Here is a 20,856-nt window from a genome sequence, read left to right as displayed (position 1 = left end):
TTAACTGATCGGCATTAACCCAATGGGTGCCTTTTTCTTTAGCGTTCGTTTACTTGTAAAGCGGATGCTTACCAGAAGGTAATGAACAAGCCTACAGTCACCGCCATTCCAACATAGTTATTGTTCAAGAAGGCTTGGAAGCAAAGGTCTCGATCGCGGTGACGCATCAGATGCTGTTGATACACGAACAAGCTTCCCGAAACTAACAGTGCCCAGTAGAAAGTATCACCGAGTTGGTAGTGCATGCCCAATGCAATCAACATCGCCAGTGTAACTAACTGCAGCGCGCCAACCATAAGCTTATCAAAACGACCAAACAGAATAGCCGTCGACTTGATGCCAATCTTCAAGTCATCATCTCGGTCAACCATCGCATATTGCGTGTCGTAGGCTATCGTCCACAACGCATTAATCACGAAGATAAACCACACAATGCTTGGCAGTTCATTGGTTTGCGCCGCCCAAGCCATTGGTATTGCCCAACTGAAAGCCAATCCGAGAAACAACTGTGGAAGGTGTGTAAAACGCTTCATGAAAGGATAAATGAACGCGAGACCAACCCCAATAAAAGAGAGCTTGATAGTCAGCGGGTTCATGGTGAGTACCAACAAAAAAGAAACCACAGCTAACACTAGAAAGAGCACAATGGCTTCCTTGCTGGAAACCAAACCTGAAGGTAATGGACGTTGCTTGGTGCGTTTGACATGACCATCAACTTTACGGTCAGCAAAATCATTAATCACACAGCCAGCCGATCGCATTAACACCACACCGAGTATGAAAACAACCAAGACATCAAAATCAGGCATGCCTTTCGCAGCAATAATCAGCGACCACAAGGTCGGCCAAAGGAGTAACAGAGTACCAATCGGGCGATTCATTCGCGTCAATTGCCAGTACGCCTTCGCTTTGGTGGCAAGCATTTACACACTCTCCTTAGAGTAAATGGGGGATGTTGGTAAAAAAAGTTCGGCCACAAGCATAGGTTTATGATTCATCCATAATCGAGAACGACGCGCGAGTAATCGCTCATCGCCAGCGATAACCCAACCGACTTGAAGCGCATCTCGCTCCACGTTCTCAGCACTGAAAACCGTTAACCCAAGCGGGACATCCCCTTGTTGAGAAAGGTCAGAGTGCTGATGATCTTCTAGGGTAATTCGAGGTATTAAGGTTCGACCTAACACCCACGGCTCATCATCACCCTTTAAAATCACTTTACGCAGTAAGCAATCATGTGATGATAAAAGGCGTTCTTCGTCCTGTTGCAGAATTGATCGTTCCACAACTTGATTATGAAGCAACTCAACAGACAGGTGCTTGCAGCACTTGCCCAACTTACGGGAAAGCGATCCTTGTTCCATAAGCCACTCTTTGGTGGTTTCATTAGGAAAATTAAATTTTTCTGTGCTTTGCCAATCTACATTCATTAATGAATTTAGATACAATGATATTGACTGATTCATACTAGTATTCAATAGGTGACTTTACACGTACAATAAAGCTTCAACTTTCGAATAAAATTAAAGCGTCCTTCGAATTGTAAACGTATTTAGATTTAGACCGCTCATTGTAACAAGACTAATGCGTTTCGAATATCGCGAATAAACTAAAGAAAAGTCTCAAATATGCACAAACGTTATGTAGCCCAACTATTTATTGCGATTAATCTACTGTTTTCAGCATCAAGTTTCGCTGAAGAAGAATCGACACCCAAACTAGCCTACTTCACGCTAGAGCCCGATCTCACCACCAATTTTTACACTAAAGGTAAAAAACTGGGCTATATTCAGGTCCGTCTCGACATAATGGTCGCAAATAGTAATGACTTAGAAGCCATTGAGCATCATCAGCCATTGATTCGTGATGCGGTGATTGAATTACTCGGCAAACAAAATGAAGAGACAATTAAGTCTCTATCCGGTCGTGAAGATTTGAGAAAGTCCTTAGTTGAGCACCTCAATAAGATTTTACTTCCTGAAACAGGTAAAACTCTCATTGCTGACTTATTGTTTACCAAATATCTTTATCAGTAATGATGTAAAAACGAATCCCAATAAAAAAGCGGCTCATCTGGCCGCTTTTTTGTCTCTATCGTTTGGCTACTCACTAGAAAAAATGAGTTAGCTTCTTGCCGAGCTCGGTGCTTTCATCGCATCGATAAAGCCAATAATGACACCAGCGGCTAGGCCAGCTAAATGCGCGGTGTTTGCAATGGCCATGAATGGTTGCATGTACCCAAGCACTAACCACACCAACATAAAGCCGACAATCTGTCTTGGGATACCTAAACCAAGTTGTGGCGCCTTCGCACCGACAACCCATAAGTAACCAACCAAAGCATACACAACACCAGACAAACCACCGAAGTTCGCCCCTTCAACCCAATACTGACCAGCACCTGAAAGCGCAGAAGAGACAGCAAAGATCTGAAGTAGCTTGAGGCTGCCTAGTTTCTTCTCAATATCCCCACCTAGCTGCCACCACCACAAAATATTGAATGCGATGTGCATAACAGAGAAATGCAGAACAGCATGGCTCAACCAACGCCACAGCTGCCATTGCTGTCCATCAACCTCTGGGAAATGCAGGGCATTGAAAATAGCTTGGCCAAAACCAATCTGTTGCAGCGCAAAAATCACCACACACACCAACATTAGGCTCAGTGTCACAGGACCTGCTTTTGCTTTGATCATGCCCAAAAAGCTTGGTGTGTGGTAATGGAAATGACTCTTTCTAGACTCAGCCATATCCCAAGACGCCGCTTGATAGCGTTTATGATTGGGTTCAGCAAGAAAACGATTCAGCTCAGCTTCGGTTTCAACCTGAAATTGACCATCAAGAAGCCACAAAGCAAAACGCCCTTCTCCCTCTGGAGACATCTGAATAGGGATCTGACGAGAGGCCATATAATCAATAAATGCTTGAGCAAGACGTGGGTTGTCTAACACCATCAATCTAATCATTGTTACTTCCTATTCATACTATGGAGATGCTTGAAGCGTTTAAGTGATAAAGCTATTAACCCGCAATCACCGGAAGTTCAGCACGATGCCAAGCTTCGAAACCGCCATCAACACTATATACCTCTTCAAAGCCTTGGTTCACTAAATATTGTGCCGCGCCTTGGCTACTAATACCGTGGTAACACATCACTAAGATAGGCTGTTCGAACTCAACCTCATCCATAAACGACACCATTGTATCGTTAGTCAGGTGGTAGGCGGTTTCTGAATGGGCTACCGCAAAAGATTGCGGATCTCGTATATCGACAAGTCGAGCTTCACTTTGTTCAATAAGGGCTTGAGCGCCTTTAACGTCGATATGTTTAAACTGGTCCATGACTTTCTCTTTTTATACTGATTTACTTTGCTGCCATTGTAACCTATCCCAAGGCTAACAATCACACCCACTTAATAAGGTTATCCACCAGCGATCACTTTTACACCATTTGTGGGTAAATCTGTGAATTGCGTGAATAAAGTGCCTTTTTAAAAATAGATCCACAACATGTAGTAATGATCCTGATCTAACTGTGGGTTAACTGAAACATATCCCCACTCAAAAAACCCTGTCAAAGCCTTACTACACCCTGCTTTTAGACAGCTGACGAATAAATTCCTCACAGAGTTATCCACAAAATCATTTTGCAAATTTCGATCGCAAAAGTTGAGAAATCGATCCAAAACAAAAAGGCCGAGATCTCTCGATCTCGGCCTTTTCAAAATTAAGCTATTTGCTTGCTACTATGAGAAACCAAATACTATTAAAAATTAAATGCTATTAGAAGTCGCCAACTGCTTGCTTCAATTTCTTCATCGCATTCTTTTCTAACTGGCGGACACGCTCTGCAGAAATGCTATAGGTATCCGCTAAGTCTTGCAGTGTTGCTTTGTTGTCGTCTAACCAACGTGAGCGAACAATGTGTTGACTACGCTCGTCTAAGCTCTTCAATGCGAGACCTAAGCGATTATTAGTATGAGATTCCCAGTTAGCTGCTTCAACCGTCTCAGCAACGTCTGACGCTTTATCTTCTAGGTAATAAACTGGAGCTGTGTAAGCAGAACCACCGTCGTCGTCGTCCATAGGCGCTTCAAACGTCGCGTCTTGTGCCGCTAAACGAGATTCCATTTCTCGAACTTCTGAAGGCTCAACACCCAGTTCACGCGCAACCGTCTCAACTTCACCGTTATTGAACCAACCTAAACGCTTTTTAGACTTACGAAGGTTAAAGAACAATTTACGCTGTGCTTTAGTCGTTGCGATCTTAACGATACGCCAGTTACGCAATACGTATTCATGAATCTCAGCTTTGATCCAATGAACAGCAAAAGAGACTAGACGGACACCAACTTCTGGATTAAAGCGCTTAACAGCCTTCATCAAGCCGATGTTACCTTCTTGGACAAGGTCAGCCATTGGCAGCCCGTAGCCAGAGTAGCCTCTTGCAACGTGCACCACGAATCGTAGGTGTGAAAGGATCAAGCCTTTCGCAGCGTCGATCTCACCTTTGTAATGTAATCGCTCTGCAAGTCCACGTTCCTCGTCAGGCGTCAGCATTGGGTAACTGTTCGCTGAGCGGATATAGCTATCTAAACTATCTTGTGTGACTAAAGCCATTTGATACGCTTGGTTTGCCATTCGGTTCCTCATCAATCTCTGATCTGGAGTAATACATCTATTAAAACCCGACAATCTTGAACCTAAAATGAACAGGTTTCAAGGAGGGGGAAGTAATTATGCATAATCAATTCGTCTATACAAGGCAAAAACTGGTTAAGAACTGCCTATTTTTCGTATAAATATGACTCTATTCACCTAAACTGGTTCAATTTCTTTTAGATGACGCTGTGCAGAAAGCTTCGCAGCTACACTACCAAGCAAGGTTCCGACGATCAAAAGCAATAAAGATTCATCCCAACTCAGGCCAATTAAGCGGAAGTGGCTATCGTACAGCTGAGCCAAGTCATCCACTGCACTGTTCAGTAATACGGTAATCAATGCCGTCATTACCCACGCGCTAATCGAACCTAAAACACCAAACCACATTCCAGCATACAAATATGGTCGAAGAATGTAGCTGTCGGTAGCACCAATCAGCTTCATGGTTTGAATCTCTTCTTTATGCGCCAACACATTAAATCGTAATGTGTTGCCGATAATCAGAAATACTGCGCCCAGCATCAACACAGTTAAGGTAATCACGATGACAGCCGCAAGTGCTTTGATAGCATCCAGTCGAGCTAACCAATCTTCATCTAAACGAACATCGGTGACTAACTCTTGCTTCTTAACCTTGCCTGCCAGTTCTTTAATTAACGTGTCGCTGTGTACGCTTGGCGTAATCACCAACACACCTGGCAATGAATAATCATCTAGGATAGTTAGGGCGTCCTCAAAACCAGAATACTGGCTAAGATCTTCAAGACCTTGCTGCGGAGAAATGTACTCAACCAGATCGACTTGGTCCCAACTTTCGATTTCATCCTTAAGCACCATGACTCTCGGCTCAGGGATACCATCCTCTACATAGGCACTAATTTGTGACGGGCTGGTGACATCTTGCGCCACTTCACCAACGTTCTTGCCCAGTAGGTACAAACAAGCGGGCATAGCTAAAGCCATTGAAATCACCGCAAGCGTCAGCAAGTTACCCAACGGACGCTGCCACATTTGCGAGAACGATGACTTGGCTTGTTTCCAATGAACAACAAAGAAACCGTCGCTTGAAGCCCGGTTTGCTGCTCGATTGGATTGAGGTTTCTTAATGCGCTTATTCGCGGCCATAATCTTCAACCTCACTCAAAAAGCCTTGGTTTAATTCCAGATGACGATATTGAGGGCGAGTGTTCACTAACCCGATATCGTGCGTCGCTAGCATGATCGTGACACCCGCACGGTTGAACTCTTCAAACAAGCGTAATACACGACTCGATAGTTCAGGATCTAGGTTACCAGTTGGTTCATCCGCTAAAAGCAGAGTTGGACGGTTAACCACAGCGCGAGCAATACCGACCCGTTGTTGTTCACCTCCAGAGAGCTGGCTTGGCAAACAACGGGCTTTATCTAATAAACCGGTTTTGTCCAACGCGGCGCTGACTCGACGTTTAATTTCGTTTTCAGAAATAGATTCAATACGCATAGGCAGAGCGACGTTATCGAAGATCGAGCGATCCATAAGTAGGCGGTGATCTTGAAAGACAATCCCGATGTTACGGCGTAAAAAGGGAATGTCTTTGGCTGGGATACGAGTAATATCGTGATCGTTAAACCAAACACGTCCGTCAGTTGGACGCTCTATCGCGCAGATCAACTTCAGCAAGGTACTTTTACCAGCACCAGAGTGCCCGCCTAAAAATGCCATCTCTCCTCGTTTGAGATGAAAGTCCACTTTTTGGAGCGCTTGTCGTCCGCCTCGGTAGGCTTTGCTCACTTGCTGAAATTTGATCACCGAAAATTCCTCTTACGATCACTCATATCAAATTTAAAACGGTAGCAGGTTAAGGATAAACCACTTTGCTACACGCGTTACTCTTCGCGGCTAAATAGTGCTTCAATAAAGTCTTTCGACTCAAATGGACGCAGGTCGTCAATGCCTTCACCCACGCCAATGTAGCGGATTGGAATCTGGAACTGGTCAGCAATTGAGAAAATTACGCCACCTTTCGCTGTACCATCTAGCTTAGTTAGCGTAATACCCGTTACTGGTGCCACGTCACTAAACAACTTCGCTTGGCTAATCGCATTCTGACCGGTACCTGCATCTAGCGTTAACATGATTTCGTGCGGTGCAGAATCATCGATCTTCTTCATTACACGAACAATCTTGCGTAGCTCTTCCATCAAGTTACTCTTGTTCTGCAAACGGCCTGCAGTATCTGCAATCACAACATCAACACCACGCGCTTTCGCCGCTTCAATCGCATCGTAGATAACAGACGCGCTATCGGCACCAGTGTGCTGAGCGATAACCGGAACATCATTACGCTGCCCCCAAACCTGAAGTTGTTCAACCGCTGCCGCACGGAAGGTATCACCCGCCGCCAGCATCACTTTCTTGCCTTCACTTTGGAATTGTTTCGCCAGCTTACCGATAGTGGTTGTTTTACCCACGCCATTCACACCCACCATTAAGATAACGTAAGGTGTTTTAGTGGTATCAACAACCAGTGGCTGTTCCACTTGGCTCAAGATTTCTGACATCTCTTCTTTAAGCAGACCATAAAGCGCTTCACCGTCTTTTAGGTCATTACGGGATGCTTTTTCTGTTAGGTTTTCAATGATCTTCACGGTGGTATTCATACCCACGTCGGCGATCAGAAGTTGCTCTTCTAATTCTTCAAACAGGTCTTCATCGATTTGCTTGCCTTTGAACAAACCAAAGAAGCCAGCACCAATGTTTGCTTTAGTACGGCTGAGGCTACGCTTAAGTCGTGCAAAGAAGCTTTCTGTCGGCTTCTCTTGAACTTCTTCAACCTTAGATTGAGGAGCAATCACTTCTTCCTGTTCTGCTTCTGCTTCTGCTTCTGCTTCTGCTTCTGCTGCGACAGGCTGCTGATCTTGTTGAGCCTCTTCAAGCGTTTGCTCTGACTCCGCAAGTTCAGATTCAACAGACTTAGGTTCCGTTGATTTAGCGTCTTCAACTTCAGGTGCGACCTGTTCAGCCTCAACTTGTGATTCAACTTCAGTTTGATCTTCAACGTTTTCTACGTTCGCTTCATTCTGAGTTTTTGGGCTTTGTTCTTCTTCACCAAAACCAAGCCACGATAATAATCCGCGCTTCTTTTTTTCCGTCATCAGAGGAGTTTCCTAGATCTACTAATTAGCTGTATTGACTTAATACACGTCGACTCTTTGCTATTGTTATACAATACAAGCTTGTACAAACGAATAGTAAAGAAAAATGACAAAGCAGTGATAAGTTTGCTTTTAGCTTGATACACTTTGTCATTGTAAATTTATTTAATACTCGAACCCACTTAAATTGGGCTCGGTATAGTATCACTTTATTAGCGGTCAAAAAATCTATGGTAAGACGTCGCCAGCAAAACACATCACAAAAAAAGCCATCCGGAGGCTTTGTTCGAATTATTAGTGGCTCATGGAGAGGTAGAAAACTGCCTGTTCATGATTTAGAAGGATTACGCCCAACCATTGACCGAGTCAAAGAAACACTCTTTAACTGGGTGGCACAAGATATCCCACATTCGACCTGCTTGGATGTATTCGCCGGTTCTGGTGGTCTAGGTTTTGAAGCCGCTTCTCGCCAAGCAAAAATGGTGACACTGCTCGAAATGAATCAAAAAGCGGCCAAACAGCTTTCTGATAACGCGAAAGAGCTCAAAGCAGACAACATCAATGTAGTCAACACTGATGCTATCTCTTTTCTTAAGCAGCCAGGCACTCCTTACGATATGGTCTTTCTCGATCCTCCATTTCGTAAAGGCTTACTCGCAGAAACAGTACAACTGCTTGAGAGCAACGGTTGGCTTGCCGACAACGCCATCATTTACGTCGAGACAGAGAAAGAGCTAAAACTCGAAGCTATGCCAGAAAACTGGGAATTACACCGCGATAAGACCACTGGCCAGTCGAGCTACCGACTGTTCAATCGAATCACTGAAAAATAGGAGTTATTGAATGAAGTTCTTGCTTCCACTAGCAAAAGCAGCCATCGCCTTTGTTTGGTTTATCTTAATCGCCAATATTTTCTACCCATTCCCGGGTAATGCTGCGATTGCGCTTTATATCATGACAGCATTCTTATTCTTCATGCACGGCCTGCAGATGCTGATTTTCATCGGTGCTTTTGGCGATAAGATCGAAATGTCACGTTGGGAGAAGTGGTCCATATTGATTTTCGGCGTCTTTGCCCTACTCGATATCCGACGCAAACACATGATGTAATAAAGCTTAAGCTTAGATATAAAACGCTTAGCGACAGAAAACATCATGACAGAAACAATTGATACAAAAGCGCCGCTCATTTGAGCGGCGTTTTTTTTATTCAGCGATGATACTGATCTTAGCCCATGTAGCCCTTTACGCCATCTAGGAACATTTGCGTCGACAGCATAACCAGTAGCAAGCCCATCAAGCGTTCGATGGCTTTAAGGCCTCTCTCGCCCAGTACTCGCAAGAAGAAGCCATTAAACATCAGAATAAAGAAGGTCGCGCCCCAAGCCAGCATCACTGCGCCTGAAAGCTCTAACATGTTGTCAGGATGCTGTGTCGACAACAGAATCAATGCCGCAATCACTGAAGGGCCAGCAATCATAGGGATCGCCATCGGCACAATAAACGGTTCTTCACCCGCCGCGAGGCCAGTAATACTACCCGCACTTGGGAAAATCATCTTAATCGCGATGATAAACAGAATAATACCGCCAGAGATACTCAAGGTTTCAGGCTGCACATGCAGGAAGTTCATGATGCTTTGACCAGCAAACAAGAACAGCAGCAGGATAATCAGCGCAAACATTAGTTCGCGAACAAGAACAATACGGCGACGCTTCGGATCAATATGCTTAAGGATAGAAAGCACGATTGGTAAGTTGCCAAGCGGATCCATAATAAGAAACAGCATGGTCGCTGCAGATAAAATTTCCATAAGTTTGTCTCGAAAGCGTAAGTGCGCGGAGTATAGCAGCCTCAAGATTGATTTTCGAACACAGTAACAAACTTAGGAATTTACGTTATTGGAAGGGTATTTATGAGAGCCAAACGAGGGAGAAATGGTCGGAGTGGAGCCAAGAATATCGCATCCACTCGCTAATCACAGTTCACTGGCGACAAGAACTGATGGTCATTCAAAATCAGTGATTACAAACACGTTCGCGATTAGTGCAAAGCTTGTCATCAATGATCACGACCTTTTCCATTTTCAGGAAAAATTTCAGCAATCCATCTAAATCCAGACCGTTCAGCTTACACGTATGAAAGCGAGCTTCAGCGCCATAGGTTTGAGCGAGCTCTTGCGTCAACTCTTCACGAGTCAGTGGCTTTTCACTCAGTAGGTTTAAAACGTTGTGTGCGTGGATTTCGGTAGTCATAACTCTATCTCATGTTTAATGAAGTAGACGTAGAGTACCTATTTTCATCTAAGCTGCCTTGATGTAGCTCAGAATTAAGCTAGCTCTACCCTAAATGGTGAGGGAAGCAACGATGAGAGCGTGTGCAAGAAAATAACTGCCCGTTACCCAAAAGTAAGCGCCCTTGATTGGGCTGCGATAGAAATTTAGGGCGTACGCCAATGCGGAAAGCAGCAGCACGCAGCAACCAACAAAACCAACAGCATGTGATAGCTGAGGCTCAAGTAACCAGACTTCACCAGAGGCCCAAGCAAGCTGAATGAGCACAATACCCATGATAACCACTGGAAAAACGAGTTTGTCTAAGCGAGGGAGTAATAGGAAGAAAGCAACGATACATGCAGCTAACAGCAGCGCGAACAACCACCAGACCATTTCTCCTGATAGCTGTAACCAAAATGCTTTGCTGTAACAAAGTTGAGCCAACAGGAAACACACAAAATGCAGAAGACGTTTTTGAGTAACAGTATGAAGCACATCTGCGATCGCGGATATCGCTAATCCAACGACTACCCAATAGGTAAAATCAACGACAACAGATTGAGTTAGAGCAATAGTCGCCAATAATACAAAGGTAAAGACCTTATACAATAAAGCCTGACCGATATGCCCATGTTTCGTTCCTGTTATTGCTCCAATACCAGACAAGGAAACCGCCAACCAACTCCACATATCATTTGCCCTATTGCTTTTAATCGTCGCCAGTCTAGGCACACGGGTGTTGATGTAAAGCCTCAGCCCTTCAAAATTGGATCTTGATTACGCTTCCACTAAAAAGAGCATCTTTAGATTGAAGTCGTCACAATACCCGCAGCGATAGTGATTATTCCTTTTAAAATAGACTCATTGTTCGGAAAACTCATATAAATTGACGCTAGAGAACCCAAACTTAAATTCCAATCACTTCTATCCTGCCAACTCCACAATATGTTGCTATATATTGCAAATACCACATAACTAAAAGTTCAAAATTAAATATATAAACACCTTTAAAACAAACACTTAAAATCAAAAAACAGACTTATATAGAACTTTCCAACACTATACAAACCTAGACTTACAAAGTGCGTAAATTACCTTTATAAAAACCACTTTGTCAGGTTTCGCTAAGCTTCCTGTCAAAAAACCATCACAAAAATTAAACCTAAAACCTATAAAGCTTAATTAAACAAACCTAGACACCACCAAGCCCCATTAATACAGTTTAACAACCTTTAACAATATAAATTACACAAAACGACCATTACAAAACAATCACTTAAAAAAAATGAGAACAAAAAAAAATCATAACGAACAAAATAAGAGCTCCCCAAAATACACAGTAAAACATAGCAAAAGTGATAGAAAACCCAATAGTTTTCTATCACTTTTAAAGGCTTCGAAAGTAATTCTTGATCTAGAGCCATAAGTAGTGCTATTCTTTAAAACATAGCGAGAGACAACCAAATTTAGGAGTAGTGTTATGATTTCATCTTCGCAAAGACAAGGACTTGTAATGATCGCGGTAGTTGTAGGTCTAATGACACTACCGATGATGTACTAAGCAAGTTACAGATAAAAAAAGGGACGCCATTAGCGTCCCTTTTTTTGTTCAATTTTTTCATTTCGAAAACAGATGCAGTGTTAACACATCCCAGTTCGCATAATAGAAACCAGCAGCAGCTAAAGTCATTGCCATCATCAGTAAGATTGCAACTCGCCAAATAAAACGACCACTACGTGGAGTCAACTCCTTCTCACAGTCGTTACACATCATGATGAACTTATGCTGGTCTTCCAACTTAGCCTCATGCTCATTGACTACCTTATTACGACACGTTGCGATATAACGCAGTTTGCTCACCATATCGTGCGGTAGCCTTTCTTCACAGCTTGTTACAAGCTCATGCAATCCTTCGCCTTCGGCATGATATTGAAGCCTCAATAATTTCTCTATATTACGAGTTCTTGTCACCACTTTTTCAATATCGGTCATATTAGCCCTCCCACTCCACACTATAATTCTAGTCGAGCATTTCCCTATTCTTATACAAAATCACTGTTATTTACGAGAGAAAGAGACAATAAATAACAATCCTTTATCCCAAACTGGCCTCTAAATGTGATGTCTGCCGAAAAATAATCAGCTTGGCTTACAACAGTTCACGAATAACGGCTTGAAACACATATCCCTATTGCTTGAAAGATTAGAATAACCATCACGACTACATGGAGGTTACATGCCTAATTCACTCTTTTTTGCCATCTTTGCACTCGCCGGTCTAGCGGCTTGGGTATTTCTTGGTTTCTATCGAAAGCACTCACAAGGTGAAAATGCGCCAGAAAAGAAAGTGAACGTCACTGTGTTGGACAAACAATCCATCGACCTTCCTGATGCAGAACCTGGCCAAGAAGATCAAGAGTATTGGATTTACGTTCAACGTGGTGTGGTTGGTCCAAAACGAGAGTTCCAAGTCGGAATCCACTACTTCCACGCCCTGAACCCTGGCGACAAAGGTACCTTAACCTACCAAGGCGATAAGTTCTTACACTTTGCATTGAAGCGCTAAACATTAGGTACTTCAACTGTATCTTCTAAGCAATCCATCAGAAAGCCTTAGCACCCACCGCTAAGGCAATAACCAACGTGTTTTCTCTGACTTAGAGACCAACCAGCTCATCCATAACGCGCCAGCTCCGCTGATCACGATCCATAATGGAATAACCCAAGCAGGGTGCCCTTGGTACCAACCGAACTCTTTCATTGGCCATAAGAAAATCGGGTGCAGCAGATAAATACCTAAGCTGTGTTTACTGATAAAACCAACCACTTGATTGCTCTTCTCAGACAAGCCTTCACCATAGTAACGGCACACCATGAACACCATGCTCGCCGCTAATACGGTGTTTAACGTCTTGTAAGATAACCAACGCCCTACCGTGTATTCTTCTGCGACCAAACTTGCATCAACCACCATATAAACCGTGGTCAGTAACGCTAATCCACCAAGTAACACACTCACGCCGACAGTCATCTTGTTAAGTGGAACCATCTTATACAGCAGGTAACCCAACGGTAAGTACCCGGTGTACAACCACAGCTCGTGACTCCAAGGGCCATCGATTTTCAATAAGAACAATAGCGTTGTGAACAACCATACCGCCGTAAAGGCATAGACAGATCTATCACCGTACTTTCTGACCATGATCTGTAAAAAAGGAATCACAAAGTAGAGTGGGATGAAGTAATAGAAGAAACCAAGGTGATAGTACGTGTAGTGATGATAACTATTGAGCAAAACCTCCCAACTGACGTCCGCATCAAAACCCATTAGCGACCAACCTGATAGGTAGGTATAGAAAAGCGACCAAACAATGAATGGGATCAGTACCTTACCCAGACGGCGCTTGAGGTAGTATTTGGCGTCAAACGGGCGCTGATCACTCAGCATCAATGCACCAGAAATCAAGATGAACACAGGCACTGCCCAGCGGCTGAAACCATTCACCGTAATGGCAGTCAGCCACTCACCGAAAGGAATGGTGCTTAATTCATTACGATAAGGCGCCAAAACATGAATCGCGATAACAGCTATGGCCGCGACACATCGTGCTAAATCAAAAAAGAGAATTCGCTGCTTCATGTAAATGCCTGATTAATATTCAATCATTCTACTATAGCAATAAAAAAGCTGACCGGAATAAATACCAAGTCAGCTTAGTGTTAAAGAAGATACTTATCGCGACTTTCACTCTTACAAATGAGGCTCATGCGGCTGAAGCTTATGCCGCTGAGATTTGCGGCGATTTAGGTAAACGCAGAGAGATCACCGTCGTTATCGCTAAGAATGCGAAGGATACCCACAGACACGCAGACAAACCGGCCATCTGGAATACCAAGCCCGACAATATCGTGCCAATCAAGCGACCCATCGCGTTTGCCATGTAGTAGAAACCAACATCAAGAGAAACCCCATCGCCTTTCGCGTAACTCACAATCAGGTATGAGTGAAGTGATGAGTTCACCGCAAAGATGGCACCAAATACCATCAATCCACCGATGATAACTAGCTCTGGTTGCCAGCCAATTTGCACCGCATAGGCAATACCGGCAGTCACAATAGCCAATGCACCCGCCCATAGTAGTGCTGCATGTCCATCAGGCACCTTGCCTTGTGCTTTACCAGTAATCTTAGGTGCAATGCCCTGCACAAAACCGTATGCGATGGTCCAAGCCGCTAAGAAGCCACCCACCCATGAGTGGTCCCAACCAAACACACTGCCTAGATAAATCGGCAAAGCAATCACAAACCACACATCACGAGCACCAAACAGGAACATACGCGCAGCCGACAAGATATTGATGGATTCAGACTTAGAGAAGATTTGTTTAAACTTCGGTTTGGTTTTCGCTTTGCCCATGTCTGCTTCTAAGCTCACTAAACTGCCAATGAAGACCAAGGTCAGCACAGCAGCCATCGCGAGCACTGCGTATTGGAAACCAATCGTCGAAAGCAGTAAGCCACCGATAAAGAACCCGGCACCTTTCAGTGCATTCTTAGATCCGGTTAGAATCGCAATCCACTTATAAAGCGCACCTTGCTGCTCATCTGGGACTAAGGTTTTAATCGAGCTTTTAGCACTCATCTTATTGAGATCTTTAGCGATACCAGACAAGGCCTGCGCCGCCATTACCCAAGGAATGGTCAACATTGCGGTTGGCACCGCGAGCATGCCCAAAGCGACAACTTGCATCCCTAAGCCGATATTCATGGTCTTATTGAGGCCAAGGCGCGCCCCTAACCAACCACCAATTAGGTTCGTCACCACACCAAAGAATTCATAAAAAAGGAACAGTGAGGCGATCTCTAACGAACAGTAGCCAAGGTCATAGAAATACAAGACCACCAGCATACGAAGTGCACCATCAGTAATGGTGAAGTTCCAGTAATTGAAGGTCACCAGCATGTATTGGCGAACGCTCTTACTTAGATTTGAAAACATAACGCTATCTCTGCAATCTAAACAAAAAGAGCTTTTAGATCATAGGTGTCCAAAAGCTCTAATTCTTACTTTCCACTTAACTTATACTCAAAATAATTGGAGTGGCAGCTAGGCAACCAGTAAGTTCAGCCCTATGAGCATAGGGGTTCTATGTGATTAGGGTGAACTTACGCAGTTAACAACGCTTGCAGCTTCAAGTATGAAGAGTATTAAGCTAGGCCAACGGTACGAACTAGCTCAGCGGTACGTGTCGCGTAACCCATCTCGTTGTCGTACCAAGCGTAGATCTTAACCATGCGCTTACCGACTAGCATGGTTGATAGCGCATCTACGATCGTTGAGCGTTGGTCGCCTTTGTAATCGATAGAAACCAGGGGACGCTCTTCAAAGCCAAGAATGCCTTTCAGTTCATTCTCAGACGCTTCTTTCAGCATCGCGTTGACTTCTTCAACCGTGGTGTCTTGCTTCACTTCGAAGATGATGTCGGTCAGAGAAGCGTTCGCTAGTGGTACACGAACCGCGTGGCCATTAATACGATTTTCAAGCTCCGGGAAAATCTCAACAATCGCTTTTGCACTGCCCGTTGTTGTCGGGATAAGACTCATGCCACATGCACGTGCACGGCGTAAGTCTTTATGGGGCGCATCAAGAATAGTTTGCGTATTGGTGAGATCGTGAATAGTGGTAAAGGCTGCGTTCTCGATGCCTAACTTCTCGTTAATCACCTTCACAACAGGCGCAAGACAGTTAGTAGTACAAGATGCAGCAGTCACAATCTTATGTACCGCTGGATCGAAGATAGCGTCATTCACACCAACTACGATGTTTGCAATGCCTTCTTCCTTTACTGGTGCCGATACCACAACACGCTTCACACCTTGCTCAAGGTATTTGTTTAGGAAAGATGTCTTACGGTGAACACCCGTCGCTTCAAGGACAACATCGCAACCAGACCAGTCGATTGCATCGATATAGCGCTCTTGCGTAGTTCTAATGCGTTGGCCGTTGATGATCATCTCATCGCCTTCAACCGTGACTTCGTGGTTCCAGCGACCTTGAACCGAATCGAACTCAAGAAGGTGCGCCAGTGTTGCTGTATCGCCTGCTACATCGTTAATTTGAACAAACTCTAGCTCAGCCCAGTCGAATGCTGCGCGAAGTGCTAGACGGCCGATACGGCCAAAACCATTAATACCTACTTTGACTGTCATACTCTTTTCTCTCAGTTAATTGCCTTCATATTTGAAGCCGCAGCGTTGTTGACTATGCCTAACTGCAATCTCAACGATTTTGGCAATAAATTTAAATGTATTTAAACGCAACATTGAGGGCGTGAAGTCATGGCTTCTAGGCGCTCAATATCCTGTTGGTATTCAGTTTTCAAACAGTTCGATGCGATAAGGTCATCAATTAACTTTAGCATCCAACCCGGTAAATCTTGTGACAGACGGTAGAACACCCACTGCCCTTGGCGAACGTCAGTTAAAATTCCGTTTGAACGCAACTGCGCAAGATGGCGGGAAATCTTTGGCTGACTTTCTTGTAATGCCTGAGTCAACTCACCAACAGATAGGCACTCTTGGCGCACAATCAACATTAAGCAACGCACTCGCGTTTCATCAGACAGTAATTTAAAAAATTGGTGAGGAAGCATAACTACATACTCATATATGGATATGCATATATATTAGTTATAAAAAAACGCACGTCAAGGCGTGCGTTTTCATTGTCATAAAAGTTTAACGAAAAATATCAGAGTTTGTTGGTAACAATATGGCTCCAACGTCGAGCTTCAGTGAGTTCTGTTTTCACTTGTTCCACGTTCAAACCTAGATCAGCACAGTGATCATCAATCTTTTGCCAATCAGCATGTTCGAAACTTTCTTCAAGCGCTAATAATGCGCCATATGGACCTTCTCTGCGCAGCAAGGCGACCTTAATACTTGTGCATAACGGTAATTGTTCAATTAAGTTCTCTAACGACAGATCGAGCAACGCATCAAGCAATGAGAACAAACCAATCATAAAGGCTTGTTCAGTATGCCCTTTAAATACTTGGTAACGAGACATCCGTTGGCAAAACTGCGCACGCTGCAAAGACAGGCCATACAGCTCTTTGGGCTTTTTATCAGAGACATAAGACGCTACTGCTAGCGAGACAAACATTTTCAATTTCTCTTGCCCTAAATAAACCAAGGCCTGACGAAATGAAGAGATGGTGACCTCAAGGCGGGGTGACATAGTGTTCACAAAGCGCAGAAGCTTATAGGATAAGGCAATATCTTTCGCGACGATGCTTTCAACACGTTGGAAGTCGACATCCGGCTTACAGACCTCTTGGAATAGCTCCATCGCTATCACTTGCTCTGGGCTAATATACTTAGTCTTTATGATTTCGGGCTTACTAAAGAAATAGCCTTGGAAAAACTTAAACCCTGCTTCTTTCGCTTGTTGGAACTCTTGTTCCGTTTCAACCCGCTCAGCAAGAAAACTATATTTCTTCCCTTCGTGCTTTTTGACTAACTCACACGCCGCATCCAACCCCATCTGCATGATATCAAGCTTAACAATATGCGTATATTGAAGGAAACGTTCCCACTCAGGTGTCGAAGTAAAGTCATCTAGGGCAATCATATACCCTGCTTGATAAAGCTCTTTGATTACCTCTAATAGCTCATCGGTCGGTTGGCAGGTTTCAAGAATCTCAACTACGACCTTATCTTTCGGTAAGCTCATTGGAAGACGACGAATCAAGCTTTGATACGGAAAATTAATGAAGCAGCGTGAAGATGGGATCGAAGGGTTAAGCCCAACGGACAAGAAGTTTTCAACGATCAGGCGATACGTTGCTCGATTAGATTCAATATGCGCGGGGTAGGCATTCCTATCACCGTCACGAAACAGCAGCTCATAACCAAGCGTGTTCTTGTTACGGTTTAAGATAGGTTGTCGAGCAACGTACGTAGCGGTCATTTATTGATAACTCTAATTGATTTAACTATAACTCTATTACTTTCATTAAGCTTTGGCAGCAGCCAGCAAAGCGCCGCAACCCATGAACATACCACCAAATATTTTATTTATCTTACCCATTATGCGATCTGAGCGAATAAAACGTCCCATTTGTGAAGCTAATGAGGTGTAACCCAACATAACCACGCTATCAATAAATACAGTGGTCACTCCAAGCACCAACAACTGCGGTGCTTGCGGTTGTGTCGGATCGATAAATTGCGGAAACAGAGCAACTAAGAACACGATAGATTTTGGGTTAGTCAAATTGATAAGCACTGCATTTCTGAGCAGCTTGCCACTCGATAGCGTTGATTTTTCTTCTGAAGCCACCAAGCTAGACTTATCACGCCACTTTTGAATGCCTAACCATAGAAGATAAACCACGCCCACCCATTTGATGATGGTAAATGCCAAGGCGGATTTTGCCACTAGTGCACCAATACCCGCTCCCACCAGCATAATATGAAATGCAAGACCGAGCTGTAAGCCAACGATCGACGCAAGTGACTTCTTGGTGCCATAGCTGAGCCCATTGCTGATTGAGTTAACGGTACCTGAGCCCGGTGCCAAACTAAACAAAATCGCCGTGACGACATAAGCAAGCCAAACATGAGTATCCATTTGCATTTCCTTACTAGTTCTTTAATCTAACAACATTAGTAGCGATGACGCTCTCACATGCATCAGTTCAGGTAATTTCCCATGGAAAACCACAGTGCCACCCTGTTTTCATACACGCAAGAACCTGAGTTCGAGCAAGCGATTAAACACCCGATCTCCACCCTTTGGCAACAACGAAAGGATGGTTATGTTGCATCATCTGGTAAAAAAAGGTTGTACTGGTGTAGCTTAACTTCTCCGACACACACCAAAGCTATTGTTATTTCAAATGGTCGCATCGAGTGCTGCTTAAAATACCAAGAGCTCTTTTATGATTTCTATCAGCAAGGTTATGACGTTTATTCATTTGACCACCAAGGTCAAGGTCAGTCGGAACGTATGGTAACAGACTCTGACATTGGTCACATTCACGAGTTTGATGATTACGTATCAGATATGTCTGACATTATTGCCAGTTTTGATCTTAGCAAGTATTCCAATCGCTACCTGCTCGCACATTCGATGGGCAGTACAATCGCCACTCGCTACTTGCAAACTCATCCCAACCACCCGTTTGACAAAGTCACTCTGTGCGCTCCGATGTTTGGGATCAATACTGAATGGTACTTCAAGCCTATCGCAATGCTTGTTGGGCAAGCTCTCACCGCTTTCTATGCCAAGCCGACTTATGCCCCCGGGCAACAGGCGTATTACTCTAAGCCCTTCGAAAATAACTTATTAAGCCACAGTAAGGTGCGCTATCAGTGGTTCCGTTGCTTATATGACGGTTCCCCTTCTTTGCAGGTTGGCGGACCAAGTACTCGCTGGGTATGGCAAGGGTTAATGGCAGCCAAGCAGGCAATACAACAAACTCGTCAAATCAAGATCCCACTGCTATTGATTCAGGCAGGGGAAGAGAAGATTGTGAGTAACGATGCTCAAGTGAAGTTCATCAATAAGCTGAAAAAAACCAACTCTGATTGCCAGTTTAAGGTGATTGAGGGTTCTAAGCATGAGGTGCTGTTTGAGCAAGATGAATACCGTAATCACACACTGGATGCTATCAATCAGTTTTTTACCTAGATCGAATAAGCTAATAAGCTGAGTAACCGACCAAGAAGATAAGCGCTAAAGAGGAAGAGAAGTAAGTGAGCTTTGCCCTCTTTTCTTGCATGAAATTGGCATACAATTTCCACCTAGAGATATTGTGGTTAAAACGATGCTAGCGTTGGCTAGTATTGATATTTGCTAAGCATTTTGCAATGAGGGTTAAATGACTATTCCTGCACTTAAAGATTCCGTGAAAATTGTTGCTTCTGATTTAGATGGTACGCTTTTGGCTCCCAACCATCAGCTAAGCGACTTTACCAAACTAACGCTTAAGAAGTTACACGAGCAAGGTTACACCTTTATCTTCGCTACGGGTCGTCATCACGTCGACGTAGCAGGGATTCGTCAAATTGCAGGGATTCCGGCATACATGATCACGTCAAACGGTGCTCGCGTACACGACCAGAACGATCAACTGATGTATAGCCAGGACGTCCCTCAGAAATTAGTTCAACCGGTTATTGATATTGTTCGCCAAGATCCAAATATCTTTATTCATATGTACCAGAATGAAGATTGGCTACTCGACCGTGAAGACGAAATGCTCGCTAAGTTCCATAGTGAGTCTGGCTTTAGCTACAAGCGATTTGAAGCTGATAATGCCCCAAGCGACGGCATTGCTAAAGTCTTCTTCACACATCCAGAGCAAGACCACGAATATCTGGTCACGTTTGAGCAAAAGCTAAAAGATGCGTTTGGAGACAAACTGAACATCGCCTTCTCAACACCTTGGTGTTTAGAAGTGATGGCCGCTGAAGTATCTAAAGGCCACGCCTTAGACGCTGTTGCGAAATCATTGAACCTAACACTGGATAACTGTGTTGCCTTTGGTGATGGCATGAATGACGCAGAGATGCTGGCGATGGCGGGTAAAGGTCTAATCATGGGCACATCACATGAAAAAGTGATGAAAGCTCTACCAGACAATGAAGTGATTGGCAGCAACGCAGACGACGCCGTTGCTCACTATCTAGAAAAGCACCTGCTCTAATCTCGTCTCGTCGAAAAGATCTGAATAAATAAAAAGGCAGCCAACTGGCTGTAATGCCGTTCACTT

Annotated in this window: 24 protein-coding genes; 6 read left to right on the top strand and 18 right to left on the bottom strand. The window is 44.0% G+C overall.

Annotation, left to right across the window (positions count from 1 at the left end; translation table 11 throughout):
* Positions 1–68: 68 nt before the first annotated feature.
* A complete protein-coding gene (ubiA, locus tag AB4589_RS07370) occupies positions 69–923 on the bottom strand; it encodes a 4-hydroxybenzoate octaprenyltransferase (RefSeq protein WP_009848245.1) in 855 nt (284 codons plus the stop codon).
* Positions 924–1,466 (bottom strand): chorismate lyase, encoded by a 543-nt coding sequence (locus AB4589_RS07365; protein ID WP_162924288.1) that lies wholly within the window; start codon positions 1,464–1,466, stop codon positions 924–926. It abuts the gene before it with no gap.
* Between the two features lie 162 nt (positions 1,467–1,628).
* Between AB4589_RS07365 and AB4589_RS07360 the strand changes: the two genes are divergently transcribed.
* Complete coding sequence (locus AB4589_RS07360) at positions 1,629–2,036, top strand: flagellar basal body-associated protein FliL (RefSeq protein ID WP_009848242.1); 408 nt, start codon at positions 1,629–1,631, stop codon at positions 2,034–2,036.
* Positions 2,037–2,123: 87 nt separating this feature from the next.
* Here AB4589_RS07360 and glpG read toward each other — a convergent pair whose 3' ends face one another.
* The 6 genes from glpG to ftsY all read right to left on the bottom strand — a co-directional run bounded on the left by glpG (position 2,124) and on the right by ftsY (position 7,797).
* Positions 2,124–2,966 (bottom strand): rhomboid family intramembrane serine protease GlpG, encoded by an 843-nt coding sequence (gene glpG, locus AB4589_RS07355; RefSeq protein WP_371710187.1) that lies wholly within the window; start codon positions 2,964–2,966, stop codon positions 2,124–2,126.
* A 55-nt stretch (positions 2,967–3,021) separates the two neighbouring features.
* On the bottom strand, positions 3,022–3,342 hold the full coding sequence (glpE, locus tag AB4589_RS07350) for a thiosulfate sulfurtransferase GlpE (RefSeq protein ID WP_009848240.1): 321 nt from the start codon (positions 3,340–3,342) through the stop codon (positions 3,022–3,024).
* Between the two features lie 441 nt (positions 3,343–3,783).
* Positions 3,784–4,641, bottom strand: coding sequence for an RNA polymerase sigma factor RpoH (gene rpoH / locus AB4589_RS07345; protein WP_029223159.1), 858 nt, complete (start codon positions 4,639–4,641; stop codon positions 3,784–3,786).
* Between the two features lie 177 nt (positions 4,642–4,818).
* Entirely contained in the window at positions 4,819–5,787 is a 969-nt protein-coding gene (gene ftsX, locus AB4589_RS07340; RefSeq protein ID WP_029223158.1) for a permease-like cell division protein FtsX, read from the bottom strand.
* Positions 5,774–6,451 (bottom strand): cell division ATP-binding protein FtsE, encoded by a 678-nt coding sequence (gene ftsE / locus AB4589_RS07335; protein ID WP_009848236.1) that lies wholly within the window; start codon positions 6,449–6,451, stop codon positions 5,774–5,776. The genes ftsX and ftsE overlap by 14 nt, the downstream gene beginning before the upstream one ends.
* Positions 6,452–6,528: 77 nt before the next feature.
* The gene (gene ftsY / locus AB4589_RS07330) at positions 6,529–7,797 is read right to left on the bottom strand and encodes a signal recognition particle-docking protein FtsY (RefSeq protein ID WP_017104245.1); all 1,269 of its coding nucleotides are present in this window, start codon (positions 7,795–7,797) and stop codon (positions 6,529–6,531) included.
* Between the two features lie 230 nt (positions 7,798–8,027).
* Between ftsY and rsmD the strand changes: the two genes are divergently transcribed.
* Both rsmD and AB4589_RS07320 read left to right on the top strand, forming a co-directional pair.
* Complete coding sequence (gene rsmD / locus AB4589_RS07325; RefSeq protein ID WP_372099936.1) at positions 8,028–8,630, top strand: 16S rRNA (guanine(966)-N(2))-methyltransferase RsmD; 603 nt, start codon at positions 8,028–8,030, stop codon at positions 8,628–8,630.
* 10 nt (positions 8,631–8,640) lie between these two features.
* Positions 8,641–8,907 carry a DUF1145 domain-containing protein gene (locus tag AB4589_RS07320; RefSeq protein WP_009848233.1) on the top strand — a complete coding sequence of 89 codons (267 nt, stop codon included), beginning with the start codon at positions 8,641–8,643 and terminating at the stop codon, positions 8,905–8,907.
* A gap of 118 nt (positions 8,908–9,025) precedes the next feature.
* Here the strand turns inward: AB4589_RS07320 and AB4589_RS07315 are convergent, their stop codons facing one another.
* The 4 genes from AB4589_RS07315 to AB4589_RS07300 form a co-directional block, all read right to left on the bottom strand.
* The gene (locus AB4589_RS07315; protein ID WP_009848232.1) at positions 9,026–9,610 is read right to left on the bottom strand and encodes a YhgN family NAAT transporter; all 585 of its coding nucleotides are present in this window, start codon (positions 9,608–9,610) and stop codon (positions 9,026–9,028) included.
* A 205-nt stretch (positions 9,611–9,815) separates the two neighbouring features.
* A complete protein-coding gene (locus tag AB4589_RS07310; protein WP_009848231.1) occupies positions 9,816–10,052 on the bottom strand; it encodes a YecH family metal-binding protein in 237 nt (78 codons plus the stop codon).
* Between the two features lie 90 nt (positions 10,053–10,142).
* Positions 10,143–10,763 carry a lysoplasmalogenase gene (locus AB4589_RS07305; protein ID WP_041472940.1) on the bottom strand — a complete coding sequence of 207 codons (621 nt, stop codon included), beginning with the start codon at positions 10,761–10,763 and terminating at the stop codon, positions 10,143–10,145.
* Positions 10,764–11,691: 928 nt separating this feature from the next.
* Positions 11,692–12,066, bottom strand: coding sequence for a hypothetical protein (locus AB4589_RS07300; protein ID WP_004736595.1), 375 nt, complete (start codon positions 12,064–12,066; stop codon positions 11,692–11,694).
* A gap of 244 nt (positions 12,067–12,310) precedes the next feature.
* Here AB4589_RS07300 and AB4589_RS07295 point away from each other — a divergent pair, with 244 nt between their 5' ends.
* Positions 12,311–12,640 (top strand): DUF2500 domain-containing protein, encoded by a 330-nt coding sequence (locus AB4589_RS07295; protein WP_009848228.1) that lies wholly within the window; start codon positions 12,311–12,313, stop codon positions 12,638–12,640.
* 60 nt (positions 12,641–12,700) lie between these two features.
* Here AB4589_RS07295 and AB4589_RS07290 read toward each other — a convergent pair whose 3' ends face one another.
* The 6 genes from AB4589_RS07290 to rhtB all read right to left on the bottom strand — a co-directional run bounded on the left by AB4589_RS07290 (position 12,701) and on the right by rhtB (position 18,710).
* Entirely contained in the window at positions 12,701–13,714 is a 1,014-nt protein-coding gene (locus AB4589_RS07290) for an acyltransferase (RefSeq protein WP_017097108.1), read from the bottom strand.
* A gap of 139 nt (positions 13,715–13,853) precedes the next feature.
* Complete coding sequence (gene arsJ / locus AB4589_RS07285; protein WP_372099933.1) at positions 13,854–15,074, bottom strand: organoarsenical effux MFS transporter ArsJ; 1,221 nt, start codon at positions 15,072–15,074, stop codon at positions 13,854–13,856.
* Positions 15,075–15,283: 209 nt separating this feature from the next.
* Positions 15,284–16,285 (bottom strand): ArsJ-associated glyceraldehyde-3-phosphate dehydrogenase, encoded by a 1,002-nt coding sequence (locus AB4589_RS07280; RefSeq protein ID WP_372099931.1) that lies wholly within the window; start codon positions 16,283–16,285, stop codon positions 15,284–15,286.
* 101 nt (positions 16,286–16,386) lie between these two features.
* Entirely contained in the window at positions 16,387–16,728 is a 342-nt protein-coding gene (locus tag AB4589_RS07275) for a metalloregulator ArsR/SmtB family transcription factor (RefSeq protein WP_009848223.1), read from the bottom strand.
* Between the two features lie 98 nt (positions 16,729–16,826).
* On the bottom strand, positions 16,827–18,047 hold the full coding sequence (locus tag AB4589_RS07270; RefSeq protein WP_009848222.1) for an EAL and HDOD domain-containing protein: 1,221 nt from the start codon (positions 18,045–18,047) through the stop codon (positions 16,827–16,829).
* A gap of 45 nt (positions 18,048–18,092) precedes the next feature.
* Positions 18,093–18,710: a homoserine/homoserine lactone efflux protein gene (gene rhtB / locus AB4589_RS07265; RefSeq protein ID WP_009848221.1), complete on the bottom strand. Its 618-nt coding sequence runs from the start codon at positions 18,708–18,710 to the stop codon at positions 18,093–18,095.
* A gap of 81 nt (positions 18,711–18,791) precedes the next feature.
* On the opposite strand from rhtB, the gene AB4589_RS07260 reads away from it, so the two are divergent.
* A complete protein-coding gene (locus AB4589_RS07260) occupies positions 18,792–19,772 on the top strand; it encodes an alpha/beta fold hydrolase (RefSeq protein ID WP_372099929.1) in 981 nt (326 codons plus the stop codon).
* Between the two features lie 190 nt (positions 19,773–19,962).
* Complete coding sequence (locus AB4589_RS07255; RefSeq protein ID WP_009848219.1) at positions 19,963–20,790, top strand: Cof-type HAD-IIB family hydrolase; 828 nt, start codon at positions 19,963–19,965, stop codon at positions 20,788–20,790.
* Positions 20,791–20,856: the final 66 nt, after the last annotated feature.

Source organism: Vibrio sp. 10N.222.49.A3 (genome assembly GCF_041475145.1).
GTDB classification, from domain to species: domain Bacteria; phylum Pseudomonadota; class Gammaproteobacteria; order Enterobacterales; family Vibrionaceae; genus Vibrio; species Vibrio tasmaniensis_A.
This window is presented reverse-complemented; position numbering and strand designations above follow the sequence as displayed.